At 52.7% G+C, this 17,270-nt stretch carries 14 protein-coding genes; 7 read left to right on the top strand and 7 right to left on the bottom strand.

Annotation, left to right across the window (positions count from 1 at the left end; genetic code table 11):
* Positions 1 to 32: 32 nt before the first annotated feature.
* Positions 33 to 1,433 carry a sigma-54 interaction domain-containing protein gene (locus EDM58_RS02355; protein ID WP_122911888.1) on the bottom strand — a complete coding sequence of 467 codons (1,401 nt, stop codon included), beginning with the start codon at positions 1,431 to 1,433 and terminating at the stop codon, positions 33 to 35.
* 81 nt (positions 1,434 to 1,514) lie between these two features.
* On the bottom strand, positions 1,515 to 3,230 hold the full coding sequence (gene acsA / locus EDM58_RS02350) for an acetate--CoA ligase (protein ID WP_122911887.1): 1,716 nt from the start codon (positions 3,228 to 3,230) through the stop codon (positions 1,515 to 1,517).
* A gap of 162 nt (positions 3,231 to 3,392) precedes the next feature.
* On the opposite strand from acsA, the gene EDM58_RS02345 reads away from it, so the two are divergent.
* The 7 genes from EDM58_RS02345 (at position 3,393) to EDM58_RS02315 (ending at position 10,254) form a co-directional block, all read left to right on the top strand.
* Complete coding sequence (locus EDM58_RS02345; protein WP_122911886.1) at positions 3,393 to 4,298, top strand: metallophosphoesterase; 906 nt, start codon at positions 3,393 to 3,395, stop codon at positions 4,296 to 4,298.
* Positions 4,299 to 4,395: 97 nt separating this feature from the next.
* Complete coding sequence (locus tag EDM58_RS02340) at positions 4,396 to 5,406, top strand: PucR family transcriptional regulator (RefSeq protein WP_122911885.1); 1,011 nt, start codon at positions 4,396 to 4,398, stop codon at positions 5,404 to 5,406.
* A 115-nt stretch (positions 5,407 to 5,521) separates the two neighbouring features.
* Positions 5,522 to 6,637: an ABC transporter ATP-binding protein gene (locus tag EDM58_RS02335; protein ID WP_122911884.1), complete on the top strand. Its 1,116-nt coding sequence runs from the start codon at positions 5,522 to 5,524 to the stop codon at positions 6,635 to 6,637.
* 99 nt (positions 6,638 to 6,736) lie between these two features.
* Entirely contained in the window at positions 6,737 to 7,510 is a 774-nt protein-coding gene (locus EDM58_RS02330) for a Cof-type HAD-IIB family hydrolase (RefSeq protein ID WP_122911883.1), read from the top strand.
* A gap of 27 nt (positions 7,511 to 7,537) precedes the next feature.
* Positions 7,538 to 8,170: a trimeric intracellular cation channel family protein gene (locus EDM58_RS02325; RefSeq protein ID WP_122911882.1), complete on the top strand. Its 633-nt coding sequence runs from the start codon at positions 7,538 to 7,540 to the stop codon at positions 8,168 to 8,170.
* Positions 8,171 to 8,238: 68 nt separating this feature from the next.
* The gene (locus tag EDM58_RS02320) at positions 8,239 to 9,627 is read left to right on the top strand and encodes a S8 family peptidase (RefSeq protein WP_122911982.1); all 1,389 of its coding nucleotides are present in this window, start codon (positions 8,239 to 8,241) and stop codon (positions 9,625 to 9,627) included.
* Between the two features lie 33 nt (positions 9,628 to 9,660).
* Positions 9,661 to 10,254 carry an NAD(P)H-dependent oxidoreductase gene (locus EDM58_RS02315; RefSeq protein WP_122911881.1) on the top strand — a complete coding sequence of 198 codons (594 nt, stop codon included), beginning with the start codon at positions 9,661 to 9,663 and terminating at the stop codon, positions 10,252 to 10,254.
* Positions 10,255 to 10,283: 29 nt separating this feature from the next.
* On the opposite strand, the gene EDM58_RS02310 is transcribed toward EDM58_RS02315, so the two are convergent.
* The 5 genes from EDM58_RS02310 to EDM58_RS02290 all read right to left on the bottom strand — a co-directional run bounded on the left by EDM58_RS02310 (position 10,284) and on the right by EDM58_RS02290 (position 17,244).
* Entirely contained in the window at positions 10,284 to 10,790 is a 507-nt protein-coding gene (locus tag EDM58_RS02310; RefSeq protein ID WP_122911880.1) for a DUF3907 family protein, read from the bottom strand.
* A 95-nt stretch (positions 10,791 to 10,885) separates the two neighbouring features.
* Positions 10,886 to 12,061 carry an ABC transporter permease gene (locus tag EDM58_RS02305; RefSeq protein WP_122911879.1) on the bottom strand — a complete coding sequence of 392 codons (1,176 nt, stop codon included), beginning with the start codon at positions 12,059 to 12,061 and terminating at the stop codon, positions 10,886 to 10,888.
* Positions 12,054 to 13,247 carry an HlyD family secretion protein gene (locus EDM58_RS02300; RefSeq protein WP_122911878.1) on the bottom strand — a complete coding sequence of 398 codons (1,194 nt, stop codon included), beginning with the start codon at positions 13,245 to 13,247 and terminating at the stop codon, positions 12,054 to 12,056. Before EDM58_RS02300 ends, EDM58_RS02305 begins: the two co-directional genes overlap by 8 nt.
* 66 nt (positions 13,248 to 13,313) lie before the next feature.
* Positions 13,314 to 13,889 (bottom strand): TetR/AcrR family transcriptional regulator, encoded by a 576-nt coding sequence (locus tag EDM58_RS02295; RefSeq protein WP_122911877.1) that lies wholly within the window; start codon positions 13,887 to 13,889, stop codon positions 13,314 to 13,316.
* 154 nt (positions 13,890 to 14,043) lie between these two features.
* Entirely contained in the window at positions 14,044 to 17,244 is a 3,201-nt protein-coding gene (locus EDM58_RS02290; RefSeq protein ID WP_122911876.1) for an AfsR/SARP family transcriptional regulator, read from the bottom strand.
* Positions 17,245 to 17,270 lie beyond the last annotated feature (26 nt).

Here is a 17,270-nt window from a genome sequence, read left to right as displayed (position 1 = left end):
TTCAAAAATGAATTATATAATTCAAAAATGAATCAACTGCGAATACGGTATTTCTGCAGCTTCCGCACGACCGAGGGCTGGCTGATGCCCAGGAAGTCCGCCATCTCAGCTGTCGTGCGGCAGCGCTCAGAGGCATACCGCATCCATTTCTCCTCTACTTGATCCAGTGCCTCTTTGAGCGAAAAGCGGGGCATGAGCGGGACGTTCTCTTCCTGCTCGACGTAGCTCGCGGCTACCTCTGCCGGCAGATGGATGGGTTCGATCACTTCTTCATCTGTCGTCACGACCATGCGCTCCAGAACGTTTTCCAGTTCGCGCACATTGCCCGGCCAATCATACTGCATCAGAGCGGCGATTGTAGCGCTATCGAGCCGTTTCTCTAAGCCGTAGCGCTCATTTAGATTGCGCAGCACCACCCGAATCAGGGCGGCAATATCCTCCGGGCGCTCGCGCAAAGGAGGAACGTGGATCGGCACCACGTTCAGGCGAAAGTAGAGGTCCTGGCGAAACTTCCCTTCCTTAACCATGGCTTCGAGATTGCGGTTCGTTGCCGCAATCAGACGAAAATCCACCTCGCGATCTTGCGTGCTGCCAATTCGCTGCAGCTTTTTTTCCTGGATCACCTTGAGCAGCTTGGCTTGCAACGGGAGGGGAAGCTCTCCCAGCTCGTCTAGCAAAAGCGTCCCCCCATTTGCCATCTCGATGATGCCTTTCTTTCCCGTCTTGGCTGCTCCGGTGAACGAACCTGCCTCATAGCCGAACAACTCGGATTCGAGGAGCCCTTCGGGAATCGACCCGCAGTTGATCTCGACGAAATCACCGCCCGATCTGCGGCTGTTGCGGTGAATTTCCTTGGCGATCACGTTCTTCCCTACGCCGGACTCTCCCAGTATCAGTACCGTAGAATCGACGACGGCCACTTTTTTGATCAGCCTGTTAATCGCCAGCATCGCCTCGCTGACGGCCACTACCCCATCCTGATTTTTCTCCCGCAGCTCTTCTATTTCACTCTCAAATTGTTTCAACTGCTGATTCATACTCTCATAACGCTGCTTTAATTCCAGAATTTCCGTCAAGTCATGCGAATAGTTGACGACTGCCGTCAGCTTTCCTTCGTCGGAGAAAATCGGATACGCGCTGACCATCAACTGCTGGCCCTTTTTCGTCTCCTGCAATATCGTCTGAGGAATGTTCTTTTGCATCACCATATGGGTGACGGAGGGATAAAACACCTTTTCCTGTTCCAGTTCAATGACGTTGCGGCCGAGAAGCTGGTCCTTGCTTCTGCCGTACATCTCCTCGCAAGAATCGCCGATCATGCGGATAAATCCTTCTCCATCCGTTATGATCAGATGATCCCGCGAAGTTTCCACGATTCCTTCCAAGACTTGAAGAAGCCATTCTTCTTGCGCATGATGCTGGTGTTTACCCATGATGACACCACCGTTTCCGTGATCGATGCTGTAAAAGCCATCTCCCTTAGCTGAGAGATGGCTTTGTCTTCTTCTATTCCATTAGTCTTCCATGGTAGACAGGTCACCAGTCGGCAATCCCAGCTCCCACGCCTTCAATACACGGCGCATGATTTTGCCGGAACGGGTTTTTGGAAGCTTGTCGCGGAACTCGATCTCGCGAGGAGCCGCATGGGCTGCGAGTCCTTCTCTTACGAACTTGCGGATCTCATCCATCAGCTGGTCGCTTGGCTCATAGCCTGCACGCAGGGAAATGAATGCTTTGACGATTTCACCGCGAACGGGATCAGGCTTGCCAATGACACCTGCTTCCGCAACCGCGGGATGCTCGACCAGCTTGCTTTCCACTTCAAATGGACCTACCCGTTCACCGGAGGTATTGATGACATCATCGATCCGGCCCTGGAACCAGAAGTAGCCTTCCTCGTCCATGTACGCCGAGTCTCCCGACACATACCAGCCGGGAAATCTGAAGTACTCCTGATACTTGGCCGGATTGTTCCAGATCTGCCGCATCATCGCCGGCCAACCAGTACGAATTGCCAAATTCCCCATGCGGTTAGGAGGCAATTCGTTTCCTTGGTCGTCGATGATGGTAGCTTGGATGCCAGGGAATGGTTTGCCCATCGAGCCCGGCTTGATCTCCATGCAGCGATAGTTGGAAATAAGCTGTCCACCCGTCTCGGTCATCCACCAGTTGTCGTGGATGCGCTGGTTCAGAGCGCGCAGTCCCCAGTAGACAACTTCGGGGTTCAGAGGCTCGCCCACGCTCAGGACGTGGCGCAGGCTGGAGAGATCAAATTGCTTGATCACTTCTTCGCCTGCCCCCATCAGCATGCGGAAGGAAGTCGGTGCGCTGTACCAAATGGTCACTTTATATTTTTCAATAGTACTATACCAGTTTTCCGGGGAGAAGCGCCCTCCTCGTACAACCATCGTGACGCCGTTCAGCCAAGGAGAGAAGATTCCATAAGAAGTCCCCGTCACCCAGCCAGGGTCAGCCGTGCACCAGAAAACATCGTCTTCCTGAAAATCGAGGATCCACTTTCCTGTTTGCAGGTGCTGAATCATGGCGTTGTGGACATGCAGCACCCCTTTTGGTTTCCCTGTAGAACCGGAAGTGTAGTGAAGAATCAAGCCGTCTTCGCGATCTACCCACTGGATCTCCAGATCTGAGGATGCTTCAGCCATCTCTTTTTCGTAGCTGATCAATCCTTCAGCCAGCTCGTCCTCGGAGCCGAAGACAATCACATGCTTGAGGGCGGGCAATTCATTCACAGGAACACGCGGCAGCAGTGCTGCTGTCGTCACAATGGCAACGGCTTCGCTGTCTTCCAGACGGTCGCGGACTGCCGCTTCCATGAAGGCTTCAAACAGAGGGCCGACAATCGCGCCTACCTTGAGAGTGCCTAAAACGCTTACATAAAGCTCCGGCGTACGCGGCATGAATACAAACACGCGGTCACCTTTTGCGATTCCCAGCTTGCGCAGCACATTCCCGAACTTGTTCGACAATTCACTTAATTGCGCGTAGGTGTAGCTTTCTTCTCTCGTATCATTGACGTACTGCAAGGCGATTTTATCTTTACGCGGTGTCAAAAGATGGCGGTCGATCGCTTCATAGGCCATGTTGACCTTCCCGGTTTCATACCAGGAAAACTCCTTTTCGACTTCTGCCCAGTCAAAATTCGCGTATGCCTCGTCATAATTCTGCAAATTGGACTGGGTTTGCATTACTGGAATTTTTTCTACCTTCATGAGCCCACTCTCCTTCACTCCACTTGGAAACATTTTACCTCAACTTTCATAATATTTCTTTCCTTCTGGCAAAATTCCTTCTTCCAAAATCCACCTCATTCAAAGAAGTAAAAACCTAGTATAATGAAACGTATTGAAATGAATAGGAGGTGGCAGACCATCATGACTTGGATTTTCTTGCTTGCAGCTGTCGCCGTTATCTATTTGCGAGCGAATCGAAATACCTACGATGTACACACCCGCTATGTCACTGTACCGCTTTCGTCCTCTGATAGCTTGCCGAATCCTGACGATTATAAACCGCTCTCCATTTTGCATTTGTCTGACTTGCATATGGAAAATTTGTCGATTGACGCGAAACAAATTGTTGATGATTTTTCCGAAAAGAAACCGGATTTGATCGCGATTACCGGCGATTTGCTGGATCGTCATAAAAATATTCCCAAGGCAGTCGCCTACGTGGAAACCGTCATGAAACTGAACCCCCTGCACGGGACTTTCGTGGTGTTCGGCAACCATGATTACGTCTTGTCTCCGTCCAAGCTGAACCAACTGAAAAGCGAACTGGAGCGGCTCGGATGCCATGTCCTGATCAATCAGCATACAACCATCCATCACCATGGCCAGCCTCTTACTATCATCGGCGTAGATGATTTTGCCACACGTCGCAGTCATCTTGCCCGTTCCTTCGACGGAGTGCCCGAAACAGGAGCGCGGCTGGTATTGACCCATGATCCCAACCTCGTGCTGAAAATGAAAGATTATCACTACGATTATTTGCTGTCAGGCCATTTTCACGGCGGCCAGATCCACTGGCCAAAACCGTATCACCTGGCGAAGATGGGCAAATTGCCAAAACTGAATATGGTCAAGGGGCTGCACTATGTAGACGGACGCCCGTTCTACATCAGTGAAGGACTCGGTCAGACAGGGCTGAATATCCGCCTTCGCTCTCGTCCGGAAATCACCCTGCATACCTTGACAGGCCGCCCAGCGTCTGCAGGAGAAGCTTCGTCTGCTTTTCCCGCAGCTGCACAAGAAGCTGCGCCCACACTGGCAATCGAGTAAGCTATAATGGACTTACTCGATTTTTTTATGTTGGCTGGCCTTCGCATATCCGGCTGGAAGAAGGTAGCCGCAGAGCATTTTGGAATGGAGGCGGAATATGGATTGGAAAAAAAAGGCGGAAACAATCACCCAAGCAACCGGTCTGCCGATACGCGGAGTGGAATGCTCAAACGCCGAATGGGAGCAGCTCCGCCTGGAACAGGAGCGCAACGGGTGGGAACTGATCTATTTGGTGCAAAACGAGGATCGCGCCTTCCTGTATTTGATTCAACCAGAGTACTGGGATCCAGCTGCCCGCGCACTGCTGAAGCTTTATCTGACCCCGGCCGCCACACCACAGATTGTGCAATCCCTAACGGAGCAGCTCGCCTCGTGGTTCCGGAGTCTGCCGGACCATCCCGAAACACCGCCCCCCCGCTCGGTTCAGGAGCTCACGTGGCGGGAGAAGCGGGTCGTCTTCCTGCTGGAACGATGCCGAAACGAAAGCAATTGGACATGGGAAACAGTAGAGCCATTATTGCGGGACTACATTCCCGGCATCCAGCCCACGCCTCTCATTATTCCCTTGAATCCCATCCAGCTCTTGCTCGTCGTCCCTCTTTCTGTGATTGGGTCCGACAGCAGGGAGGACAATTTGGAATGGGCCTACGGGCTGCAGGAATTGCTCGCCTGCGAAGCGCTGGACAGCTTTCGCGTGCTGGTCAGCCCGCCGCTCAGCACGCTGACTGACGCAGGGAGAAGCTTCATTGAACTTTATCAGTTGTCGCTCGCGATGCAGCGTTATCGTCCAAGCGAAATGGTCGCTGCCAGTTGGCAATACCCGCTTGAACGATGGGCTGCCATGCTCCCGGACGCTGTCGCTGCCGAGTTGCTGCAAGCCATGTCTTCTGTTCGAGCCCATCCCGCTTTGACCCCGGAGCAAAAAGAAACGTTGGAAACCCTGTTCGCTCGCCAGCTGAATGTCAGCGAGACAGCGAGGCAGCTCTATATCCACCGCAATACGCTGCTGTATCGTCTGGACAAAATCACCGAAGCGACTGGCCTTGATCCCAGGCATTTTCCCGATGCAGTCCTGTTGCAGCTGCATTTGCTTTTCGGTCGGAATTAACAAAATATTTTGTACACTCTATACATAGCCCGATGCTCGCCTCTTTTGTAAGCTAAAAGCGACAACAATGAGCACGATACCTGCCTTGATGATTTTCGTAGAGGAGGGCCTGTCCTTGGCTAAAGTCATTCTGAATCACGTCTACAAACGCTTTTCCAATCAAGTCGTCGCCGTCGATGACTTCCACCTGGAAATTCACGATCAGGAGTTCCTGGTACTGGTCGGTCCGTCTGGCTGCGGCAAATCCACGACACTGCGGATGATCGCCGGTCTGGAGGAAATCTCCGAGGGGGAGCTTTACATCGGAGATCGCCTGGTCAACGATGTCGCTCCCAAGGACCGGGACATCGCAATGGTCTTTCAGAGCTACGCCCTCTACCCTCACATGAACGTCTATGAGAATATGGCATTTGGACTCAAGCTGCGCAAGTTCTCCAAAAGCGAGATTGAGCAGCGGATTCAGGAAGCCGCTCGCATTCTCGACATCGCCCACCTGCTGGATCGCAAGCCAAAGGCTCTCTCAGGCGGACAAAGACAGCGGGTGGCTCTGGGGCGGGCCATCGTACGCGAACCGCAGGTCTTCCTTATGGATGAACCTCTCTCCAACCTGGATGCGAAACTGCGCGTTCAGATGCGTACCGAGATTCTCAAGCTGCATCAACGACTCAACACGACCGTCATCTATGTTACCCACGACCAGACAGAAGCGATGACGATGGGAGACAGAATCGTAGTCATGAAGGACGGGCTGATTCAGCAGGTCGCAACCCCGAGCGATATATACAACCATCCCGTCAATCAATTTGTCGCCAGTTTTATCGGTTCTCCCTCCATGAACTTTCTGGAAGGGAACCTGCTCGAAAAGGAGGGCCACGTCGTCTTCCAGACCGATGGTGTTGAGATCCGCTTTCCCGAAGACAAGGCAAAGGTCCTGCGCGATCGCGGATACGTAAACAAGCCGATTGTGTTTGGCATTCGACCGGAGGATATGTACAGCGAGCCGTCCTTTTTGGAGGCCAATCCGTTCCAAAGTACCCTTGTCGCCGAAATCGATGTCGTCGAAAATATGGGCTCCGAGCTTTACATATACTTCCACAACATCGGAGGCACGCAGATGGTCGCTCGCGTCGATGCACGGGATGCGCTGAAACCGCGCATGTCCATCCAACTCGGCCTGGATCTCTCCAAATGCCATGTATTTGACAGGGAGACGCAAGTGGCGGTATTCTAATAGTCGAAGTGAGAAGGAATGTCTTGTATCCCGGCATTCCTTTTCCTTATTTTGCAAGAAAATTTGTACTAGAGAAAAAAGAAGTGGAGAGGAAAAACCATGTCTTATCAAATCGTCTTTTTTGACATCGACGGGACTTTACTGAATACAGACCACATCATTCCGCCAACCACTGTAGAGGCAATACGCCAATTGAAGCGAAACGGCGTTCATGTCGCGATTGCTACGGGCCGTTCCCCCTATCACTTGGCAGAAATCGCACGTCAGCTTGAGATCGACACGTTCGTCAGCTTCAACGGTTCCTACAACGTACACCAGGGACAAGTGATCCATCATACTCCCTTGGATATGCAAACCTTGAACAACCTGGAAAGAATCGCTGGAGAAAACAGCCACCCCATGGTCTTTTTAAGCGCCGAATCCTGCTATGCGAATACCGAAGACCATCCCCATGTATTGGAATCCTTTGACTTCCTGCAACTGCCCAGTCCCGCTGTACGCCAGCAGTACTGGAAAGAGAAACCGATCTACCAGGCTTTTCTCTACTGCAACGAATCCGAAGAGCTTCCCTATATTGAAAACTTCCAGGAGGTCTCCTATGTCCGCTGGCATCCTCAGGTACTGGACGTCCTTCCAGCGAACGGCTCCAAAGCCCGCGGGATCGAAGCCTTGCTTCGCCACCTCGGATTGCGTCCTGAAGCGGCAATCGCGTTTGGGGACGGATTGAACGACAAGGAGATGCTGTCCTTCGTCGGGATGGGAGTAGCAATGGGCAATGCTCACGATGAATTGAAGCCGTACGCAGACATGCTCACGCGTCACGTAGACGATGACGGTATTTCCTACGGCTTGAAGAAGCTCGGTTTGATCTAGTGCGAAAATGAATGAGGGGAAACATCCATGCCTTGGGACTGGTTTAATCTGATTGGAACTGTTGCTTTTGTCATCAGTGGCGCGATCATTGCCATGGAGGAGGAATACGATCTCCTCGGCGTGATTGTCCTTGGCCTCGCCACAGCGTTTGGCGGAGGGATCCTGCGGAACATATTATTGGATATCCCGCTCGCCTCCTTTTGGAATCAGGGGAATCTGTTTACAATCGCCCTTGTCACGTTGTTGATCGTGTTTGTTTTACCGCGAAAAATTATTGGGTACTGGAATCGCTGGGGACTTTTTTTCGATGCCGTAGGCCTGTCCGCCTTCGCGATCCAGGGTGCTTTGTACGCGACAAAAATGAACTATCCGCTCAGCGCTACGATCGTAGCTGCTGTACTCACCGGCATTGGGGGCGGTATCATCCGGGATGTCCTGGCGGGCCGCAAGCCGCTCGTATTTCAGGAAGAAATCTATGCCGTATGGGCAATGGTCGCCGGCGTGGCAGTTGGATTAAATTGGACCAATTCCATCCCCGGTTTGTACACCTTATTCTCCGCCATTATTGCATTCCGTATGTTTTCTGTTTACCGCGGCTGGAAACTTCCTCGCAGAACTCTTCGTACCACAGCAGTCCCGACTGTGGACAAGCAGATGTAACTTTTACCTTCATAAACACTCTCTTCATGCACACGCTAAAGACAGATAGCATGGAGGGAGTGTTTTTTTTGCGCATCTTGCCCCCGATCGTCGTTGCCGTCGCGTTACTCGGATTGGTCGTGATCCCTATGCGTAATCAGTACGTCCAGCAGGAGATGCGTGAACCACATCCCAAAGTCACCTCTGTAAACGCGACCATACCGCGAATCAACTACATCGAGCAAGTAAAAGATATTCGCCGCAATCTGGAAAGCAAATCACACATCCAAACGCTGCACCACAATCCGCGGGACCGCAGCCATTACGTGGAGCATGAGATTGTCGTCCGCTTCTCGCCGCGTCCTTCCCAAAAAGAAATCAAAGAACTGGCTTCTTCTCTCGACGCTTGGGTGAAGCGGGATTTCGAGAAATTTCTCATTCTCAAATCAAAAAGCAAGACCACGAAGGAAATGATGAAAGCCTTGGCTGAGCATCCGCATTCCGTCTACGCGGAACCCAATTACCTGCTCCTGCCGAATCGCAAGCCGAACGATCCCTACTACACCGAATACCAGTGGAATCTCTCCCTGATCGGGATGGAGGAGACCTGGAATGTGAGCAAAGGGAGCAAGGATGTGATCGTGGCTGTAGTGGATACTGGGGTGGATATGGAGCATCCCGAATTCCAAGGTAAGCTGGTCGAAGGCTACAACGTACTCGAGGACAACAACATGCCCGAAGACGACAATGGACATGGGACGCACGTCTCCGGGATCATCGCAGCGAAGACCAACAACCAGGACGGGATCGCCGGGATGTCATGGAACAGCAAAATCATGCCAGTCAAAGCCATCGGTGCGGACGGTTCCGGTTCTGCCGTCGATATTGCCCATGGCATCTACTGGGCTACAGACAACGGTGCCGATGTCATCAATTTAAGCGTAGGGAACTATACCTCTTCCGCCACTTTGAAGGAGGCCTGCCGCTACGCGTACGACCATAACGTCGTTTTGGTCGCTGCATCCGGAAATGATGCCACAGACCAGCCCAGCTACCCGGCTGCGTACAAGGAAGTCCTCTCTGTCGCTGCCGTCGATCACCGCAAGGAACGGGCAGATTTCTCCAATTTCGGCGATTACATCGATGTGGCTGCCCCCGGCGTCGATATTCCCAGCACGTATATCTACAGCGATTACGCTTCCTTGTCAGGTACATCAATGGCCTGTCCGCATGTTGCCGCTCTGGCTTCACTGGTTCGCTCGGTCCATCCAGGTATGACAAACAGAGATGTCATGGAGTATATCCGCAAGGCAGCAGTCGATCTGGGGCCGCCCGGTCATGACCAGCTCTATGGATACGGGATGATCGACAGCGCTGAAACCCTGCGTCAAGTACGTCCGGTTGAGCCCAAAAAACCTGAAAAGGTCGGAGGCATCCTCAATAAATTCCTGCTGCGTCTGCGGAACAGTTTTCAATAGCATCCTACCCGTCATACTCTAGGAGGGACTTCCATGAAAGCATGCATCGTATTTGCCCATGAAGGCAGCAGCAGCTTCAATCACGAGATCTTGCAACGCGTCAGCGACGAGCTGGAGAAAGCAGGCATCGAGTATACCGTACGAGACCTGTACCAGATGAACTTTCAGCCCGTCTTTTCGGCACTGGACATGAAGCGTGTCGAGCGAGGGAATCTCAGCAGCGACATCGAGGAAGAACAGACCCTGATCACAGATTGCGATCTTCTGGTCATGATTTACCCGGTTTGGTGGTGGTCCGCTCCTGCAATTCTGAAAGGATACATCGACCGGGTGTTTACGGACGGATTTGCTTTTCGTTACGAAGCGAACGGACCTGTCGGGCTTTTGAACGGCAAACAGGCTCTGGTCTTCACGACAACTCGGGAATCTGCCGAGGAAATGGCAGCCAAGGGGCTGGATGAAGTCGTACGCAAGCAAATTGTGGAAGGCACGCTGGAAATGATCGGCTATGAAGTAACGTACGAAAATTTTGCGGCTGTGCCCTACGTCGACGATGCAACAAGAGAAGGCATGCTCAACTCGATTCCGGAAAAAATGGCAGCCTTGCGCATCCCTGCCGGCGTCTAACCTTTTTTCCATTAGAAAAGCACAGGCTTTTACGCCTGTGCTTTTTGCATCCGTTTTTTGGTAATGTAGTCGGTCTCGTAGTATTGAAGTTCGTCACGCAATTGCTCGAATACCTTGGATAAAGACAATGTCAGATTTTCCAATTCCGGCGTTACCTTTTTCCGGAAAATGATGGAGTCCTGATCAGTATACGCATATCTGCCGTCCTCATCGTACACTTCGCCTTTTGGATAGTAGAAGTTGTTGATACAGCTATGATACACCTGATACAAGACTTCTTCTGCAAACTCCTCGTTGAATCGTGCACGGCGCAGGGAAACTCCCAGCCTTTCATAAGCATTTTCACAATATACCAGCAAATGCCGCAGGTCAGAAAGGTAGTTACGGTAGTAAGACTCATACTCTTCCGGATCACCGGACTGAGCTACGAGGCTGTTCAAGGTAACCTGGTTCAAGTAGCGCTCCAATTCCATGCTGACCTTTTTCAACTTCGTATACGTCTCTTCGCACAATTGCTTCAGATGAGTTGCTGACATAATGTCCCCCTTGCGTTGAAGAATCTGCCTTTTTACAAGTAAGTATATAGGATAGATTCTTTGTAGCACAAGGTTTTCTTTTCAGCAAATGTTGTCTATCCCGCCATTGATTCGCTAGCAGGATGAGATATTTTCCTGTTTTGGTACAGATAGATCAGGTAGGAAACAAACAAGCTAACCAAAGTCATGAATCCCAGCACGATCATATCCTGCGATAGGGCGGAGAGCCCGTGACCTTTGGACAGGATTTCGCGCACGCCGTCCAGGAAATACGTCAGCGGCAGGGATTTTCCGATCGCCGCGATATAGCTTGGCATCGACAGAAACGGCCAGGTGTAGCCCGACAGCATGAACGACGGAACCGCGATCAACATTGCGATTTGCGTGGATTGCAGTTGATCCTTGAAAAGGAATGAGATCATGTAGCCGATCGCCAGGACCGCGATATTGAACAGCGAAGCGATCACCATCAGATCCAGCGTGCTGCCGTAATACGGAATGCCGAACCCCTTGAGCAAAAGACTGAAGCCCAATACCATATTCAAGGTTCCGGCGAGAAAATACGGCAGCAGCTTGGCTAACGTAATCTCCCAGAAGCTGTACGTGGCGATGGTCGAATGCCATGTGCCTTCCTCCTTCTGCTGAGTGACAGATAGCGCCACCCCAAGGAAAAGGACCTGTTGCAGCACGGTTCCAGCCAGCCCGAACACCATGAAGCTGAGGTAGCTGAATGTCGGATTGTACAGAACCCGATAGCGGAAATCAATCCCCGTGTAGAGCGTTTTGCCTTCTTCTCCCCAGCGTCCAGCTGCTTCCAGCTTCTTGAGCGTCGCACCGGCCGAGACTGTCTTGATGACGCTGTTGGCGGCGCGAACAGCCGTGTTGGAGATCATCATATTGCTTCCGTCGATCACCGTCAGCACTTCTGCCGCTCTCCCCGCCTTGACGTTTCGCTCCAGATCAGGCGGGATGATCAGGGCGATCTGCGCCTTACCCTGATCTACCATGCGCATGGCTTCCGTCTCTGTATCAACGAGTCCGATCATCCCGAAGGTCTGGTCCGCTTCAAAGCCGCGATACAGTTCACGGCTTAGCTCGGTTTGGTCCGCATCGACCATTACAGTCGGGATTTGCATGACTTTTTTCTCGCTGTACAAGAACCCGAAAAGCGTCAAATACATGATCGGCACAATAAAGACCACGAGCCGAATTGTTTTATTGGTAAATAATTTTTTCCATTCTATCCAGAACAGGCGGGAGAAGTTACTCACCGATACCAGCTCCTTCTAACCCCCACTCCACCGTGATCCCCGGACGAATGTTGGCATCTGCCAGAACCACTTTGACAGCGAAGGCGCGGATGTCTCGATCCCCCAGCTCCTGTGTCGCTTTTTTCACGGCGAAGTCAGCAGCTGGCGCGATGGTCGCCACTTTTCCCTCGACTTCTTGATTAAGGGCAGGTACATACAGCTTTACCGTGTCATTGGCTTTTACATTTCCCAGCGCGAATTCATTGACATAAAACTTGACGTAATGGTCAGCCTTGGCCTGAATCGTCACAACTGTAAATCCTTGCGACACGAGCTCCCCTTTTTGCACGGCGATTGATTTGATGACGCCGTCTACGGGAGAGGTCAGCTTGGTATTGTTCAGATACGCTTCGATCTCTTCCAAAGCGCCTTTTGCCTGCTGGACTCCCGCTTCTGCGGATTGGACATCCAGCTGCTTCAGTCCGACCTGACCACGTCCTGCCACTGCTTGATCATATGCTGCTTTTGCCTGATCAAGCTGCGCCTGCGCCGCGTCGACTTGTTCACGACGAGCACCCGATTGGGCCATCTTCAATTGTTCGTCGGCCGCTTTCAGCTCTGCTTCCGCTTTGTCCATTTGCATTTGGGCCTCTTCCACTTTTACCTGTGGAATGGCGCCTTCTGCCAGCAGCTTGTTCATCCGCTCCAGATTGGTAGCTGCGATATCCTTGGCCGTTTGTGCCGCTTGCAGCTTCGCTTTGAGCTGGGCGATCTCTTCTTGGCGGGCTCCGTTTTTATTGGCTTCCAGCTGCGCTTTCGCGGAGGCTACTACTGCCTGTGCCTGATCGACCTGCGCGCTGCTGGAGCTGTCAGTCAAAGCAACACCCTTTTTTGCCTGTTCCAGCTTGACCTGTGCCAGTCGATAAGCTCCCTGCGCCTGTTCTTTTTTCGCGAGAAGCTCTTCGCTGCTCAATGTCGCGATCAATTGCCCCGTCTTCACTTCGTCCCCTTCTACCACGCTGATTTGCTCGATGGAACCGCCCATTTTAAACGAGAGGTCCACTTCCGTTCCTTCCACTACCCCTGTCAGGGCTTGGGCGGAGTGTCCTGCTACATTGCCGATACCCGGCCCCAATAAAAAAGTACCTAAAACGGCGATGCCGGCGACAAAGCCAGCGATCCCGATCCATGCTCGTTTCTTGTTCATCTCGGTGCTTCCCTCCAACGTCTATCTAAACTCGGTTGTGACCAGCCCCAGCAATGGGCATTCGGTCTATTCCAGCAATGCCCCGTCCAGCATCAGCAGCAATGTCTTCCTGCTCGCTTCGATGTCGACCGGTTCATTGCGAAACTGTTTGCGCAAAGCCGTGAATCCCACCATGCCAAAAAGGGCAGAAGCAAGCGTCTGGATATCCGCATCCTGGCGAATAAATCCTTGCTCCTTCAGGTCGTGCATGTACCCTTCCATCAGGGTGAAATAGTTGGTCAACAGCTTTCCGGCAAACTGATTGCGCTGTTCATCTGTCGTAAAAATGCTGAGGAGCAAAAAGCACAGCTCCCGGTTCTCGGAAAAGAAGTGAAGATGACCATCCAGTATGCTCTTCATGCGGTCTTCCAGAGACAAGGTCTCGTCGGAAATCACGCTGTCCACAGAGTAGATCAGCATCTTCACGCCTCTTTCGACTACGTACCAGAATAACTCTTCTTTCGTAGCAAAATGATAATACAAGGTGCCTTTCGCGACCTGGGCGATTTCAGCAATCGAATCCATCGTCGTTTCGCTGTACCCGTATTGGGAAAAAGCCGTTAATGCCCCTTGGGCAATCTGGTCTTTTTTTGAAGTCGACATCACTCCCACACTCCTCTATCATTTTGAACTGACTGGTCAGTACAAAAATTAGTGTATTGTTTTTTCCAAGATTCGTCAAGAGGCGGAAGCAAGAAAAAAAGAGCCGCCCATCGCGTCATTACATGACCCGTAGGACAGCCCTAAAACTTTGCTCTCAATCTCCGATAATCTGCTGATATGTAGCGATGGTCGCAGGCATCGGCTCTACCCCCAGCTGCTCTTTTAGCTTGTTGACGCATTTTTCGTACCAACGAATGGCCTGTGTGCGATTGTTTTGCTGATAGTAGGCATGCATCAGCAGGCGATACGCCTCTTCCCAGCAATCGTCCACACGAAGGATGGCTTCGCACCAGCGGATCGTCTTTTCCCAATCCTGCCTTTGCAGCCCAATCCGCGCCAATCGTTCCGCTCCGCGCAAAAACAGCTCCTGCATCTGGTCACGCTCCGCGGAACACCACTCTTCGTACCGACATTCAGGCAGGTAAGGCCCTTGATAATACCCAAGCCCTTTTTCCAGCATCTTGGCAGCCTGTATGAGATCACGCTCTTCCAACCCCTGCGAGACCCATCTCTCGAACTCCTCCACGTCGATCTGGTAGCCCGAAGCCAGGTTAAACCCGTAGGAAGAGCCGTGCCGTTGGATGAAAAAGGCGTCTGTGCGCGCCGCCCGGTCAGGCTCCAGGGCTTTGTGGACGGCGTTGAGAGCGACCTTGAAGTCTCTTGTTGCTGATTCGTCGTCGCGCCCTTCCCACAACAGGTTGATGATCTCCTCGCGCGTGAGCATCTGATGGCGTTTGGTTATCAGCAGCTGAAACAACAGCTTGGCGTTGCCCCGCTGCCATGCCTTGTCCTGCAGCTCCTGTTCGCCCAGCCAGACGCGAAACTGTCCCATCGTCTGGATTCGCAATGTATAGCCAGGGTGGAAGCTGACCTGCTGCAGGCCCAGCTCTCCCAACAGTGATGTGACGTAATCCGGGACAATCTGCCTGCGGCCGGCTTCGAGCAAGACCGGCATGAATGCCTGGACGTCATGCGGGGTGAGCATCGTCGAACGCTGCAAAAGAAACTCGTATTCGCCAGTTTGCATCAGTGACAATGCCTGGGTCATGGCTTGGTGAAACAACTCCCACTCTTTGTTGCGATACGCCAGCAACCCCAGCCACAATTGGCAAATTACAACTCCATAGCTGTCTTTGCAAAGACGCAGCCGTTCGCTGCAATCCTGGATCACTGCCACGGCATCTTCGTCTTTGCCGCTTTTCGCATAGGCGATCCCGACAGCCAGCCGGACGAGGCTGTTCAACCAATCATCCCGCATGGCTTCCGTTTCCTCCATGCCGCGCCTGCCCCAGAAAAGCGCCTGCTCCAACGCCTTTTCCTTGCCGTAGAGCAGCGTGAGCCCCAGCAGCGTCTCCGATTTCCCTCGGGTAGACTGCAGCTCCTCCATCATCCGCAAGCCTTTTTCGTACAGCTTGCGGATTTCGTCAAAGGGCAGCTCTTGACTGATCAGCGCCGCGTGCGCCTTGCGGACATAGCCGTTCGCTTCGACAAAGGGCGAGTGTGCCGCCTGTCCCAACTCAATCGCCGTCTCTGCGGCAGCCCAGCCCCGCTCCCATTCTCCATTCAAGGCGAAGACAAACGACAGCAGCAAAGACGTCTCCCGATAAGAACGGGTCAGCCTTGGATGCCTGGTCTGCTCCAGGTTCCACTTCTCCTCCAAAAGCGAAATAGCCTCCTGCAAGCGTCCCGTACGAAACAATAACCGCGATTCAAGCTCCACCTCTGTCTGGTGCTCCAGCTCCTGGCTTCGCTGGTACCAATCCGCCGCCTGCTTGGCATCGCCGCGATTTGTGTAGATTTCCGCCAACAGTCGGTACAGGCGTGATGCCAGCTCCCGCTCCGGCACGTCTACCGGCAGCAATTGGATCGCCCTCTTCAGCAGCTCCTCTGCCCGAACATTCTGCACGCTGTCCAGGTGAACCCGCGCCAAGCCCTCCAGCCCGCGGCAAAGACCGTGCCGATCATTTTTTTGTTCACACAAACCGATAAACACTTGATAGGAATCGAAAGCCTGTCGATAAATGCAGCGATACCGCTCTACCTCCGCTTGGTAAAACCAAAGCCAATGCTGATCGTCCTTGGCCTGAATCGGCAGCAAGCTGGCCCAGTGATACAGCATATCCAGCTTTCCGTCCATCAACAGACTCTCAGCGGCTTGTGCCAGCCACTCGCTCAACAGCCCCCACTCTTCTGCCAGCATGAGGCATTCGTAGGCCTTGCCTGCCTCTCCCTTGCGATGGTACCAATGCGCCGCCAGTCGGTTGACCCGCAGGTAAGCTGCGGTATCGGAAGCCAGCTTGCTCGCCATCAGCCTGCGGAAAAGCGGATGAAAAGAGTACCTCCCATCTGCGTCTTCCGAAAGAAACAAGTGGCTTCGCTTGGCTTCGTGAAGCAGCTCTACGCTCTTCTCCCCCAGGACTTGAGAGCAGTCATGCGCATCGAAATCCGTAAATACTGCGGACTCTATCAAAAACTTCTGCATATTGGCGTCCAGCTTCGCCCAAACCTCTGCTTCCAGCAAATACATCAGCCGCGACAGCTCGCGCAGGCTGTCCGCAACCGTATTGCCCCGCGCTACCCGCTCGCCGAAGGAACGCAAGGCCATGATCCATCCCTTTGCTACCTGATCGACGCGATCCCACTCCTCTGCATGCAAGATGACCTCGTATTCGTCCTGGTAGAAGGTTTCGCTTTCCTCGCGGGTAAAAGCCAGATCCGGAGTAGTTAGCTCCATGCAGTCCCCACGCGCCGCCATCAAATCAAGCCCTGTCCATGCCGGACGAGTCCGGGTGAGGATCAGCAGCTTTCCGCGCAAAGGGAGGTGCATGGCGATCTTTTCTACAAAACGATCTGCTTCCGAGCCCTCGCGGATGAGATGGTAATCATCCAGGACAACGGTGGGAAGCTGGGTGCAAGTGATGCACTCCTGCAAAAAAAGCTCGGCCACCTGCCACCCGTCCAGTCTTTCCGACTGCTCGCGAGCACTCGTAATCCGTTCCCTCAGGTTTTGCCCAAACTCCGGTTGATTCCTCCGAATACTCTCCAATAATCCCAGCAAAAACAAGGACAGCTCCACATCCTCTTCGCCGCAGCGGTACCAACTCGCCTTGATCCCGGCATCATGGAGGTATGTCGAGACAGCAGTGGATTTGCCGTACCCCATCTCCGCGTGGATCAGACAAAGTGTCGCGTGAGTGAGCAAACGCAATTTTTTGGCCAAGGCAGGGCGCCGCAGAACTACCGTTTTTGGTATGGGAGGGGTTATTTTCATCAGAGAGACTTGTGTCGTATTCATACGCTGCACTCCTCACCGTTCACCTT

The organism is Brevibacillus panacihumi (assembly GCF_003710985.1).
Lineage (GTDB): Bacteria > Bacillota > Bacilli > Brevibacillales > Brevibacillaceae > Brevibacillus > Brevibacillus panacihumi.
This window is presented reverse-complemented; position numbering and strand designations above follow the sequence as displayed.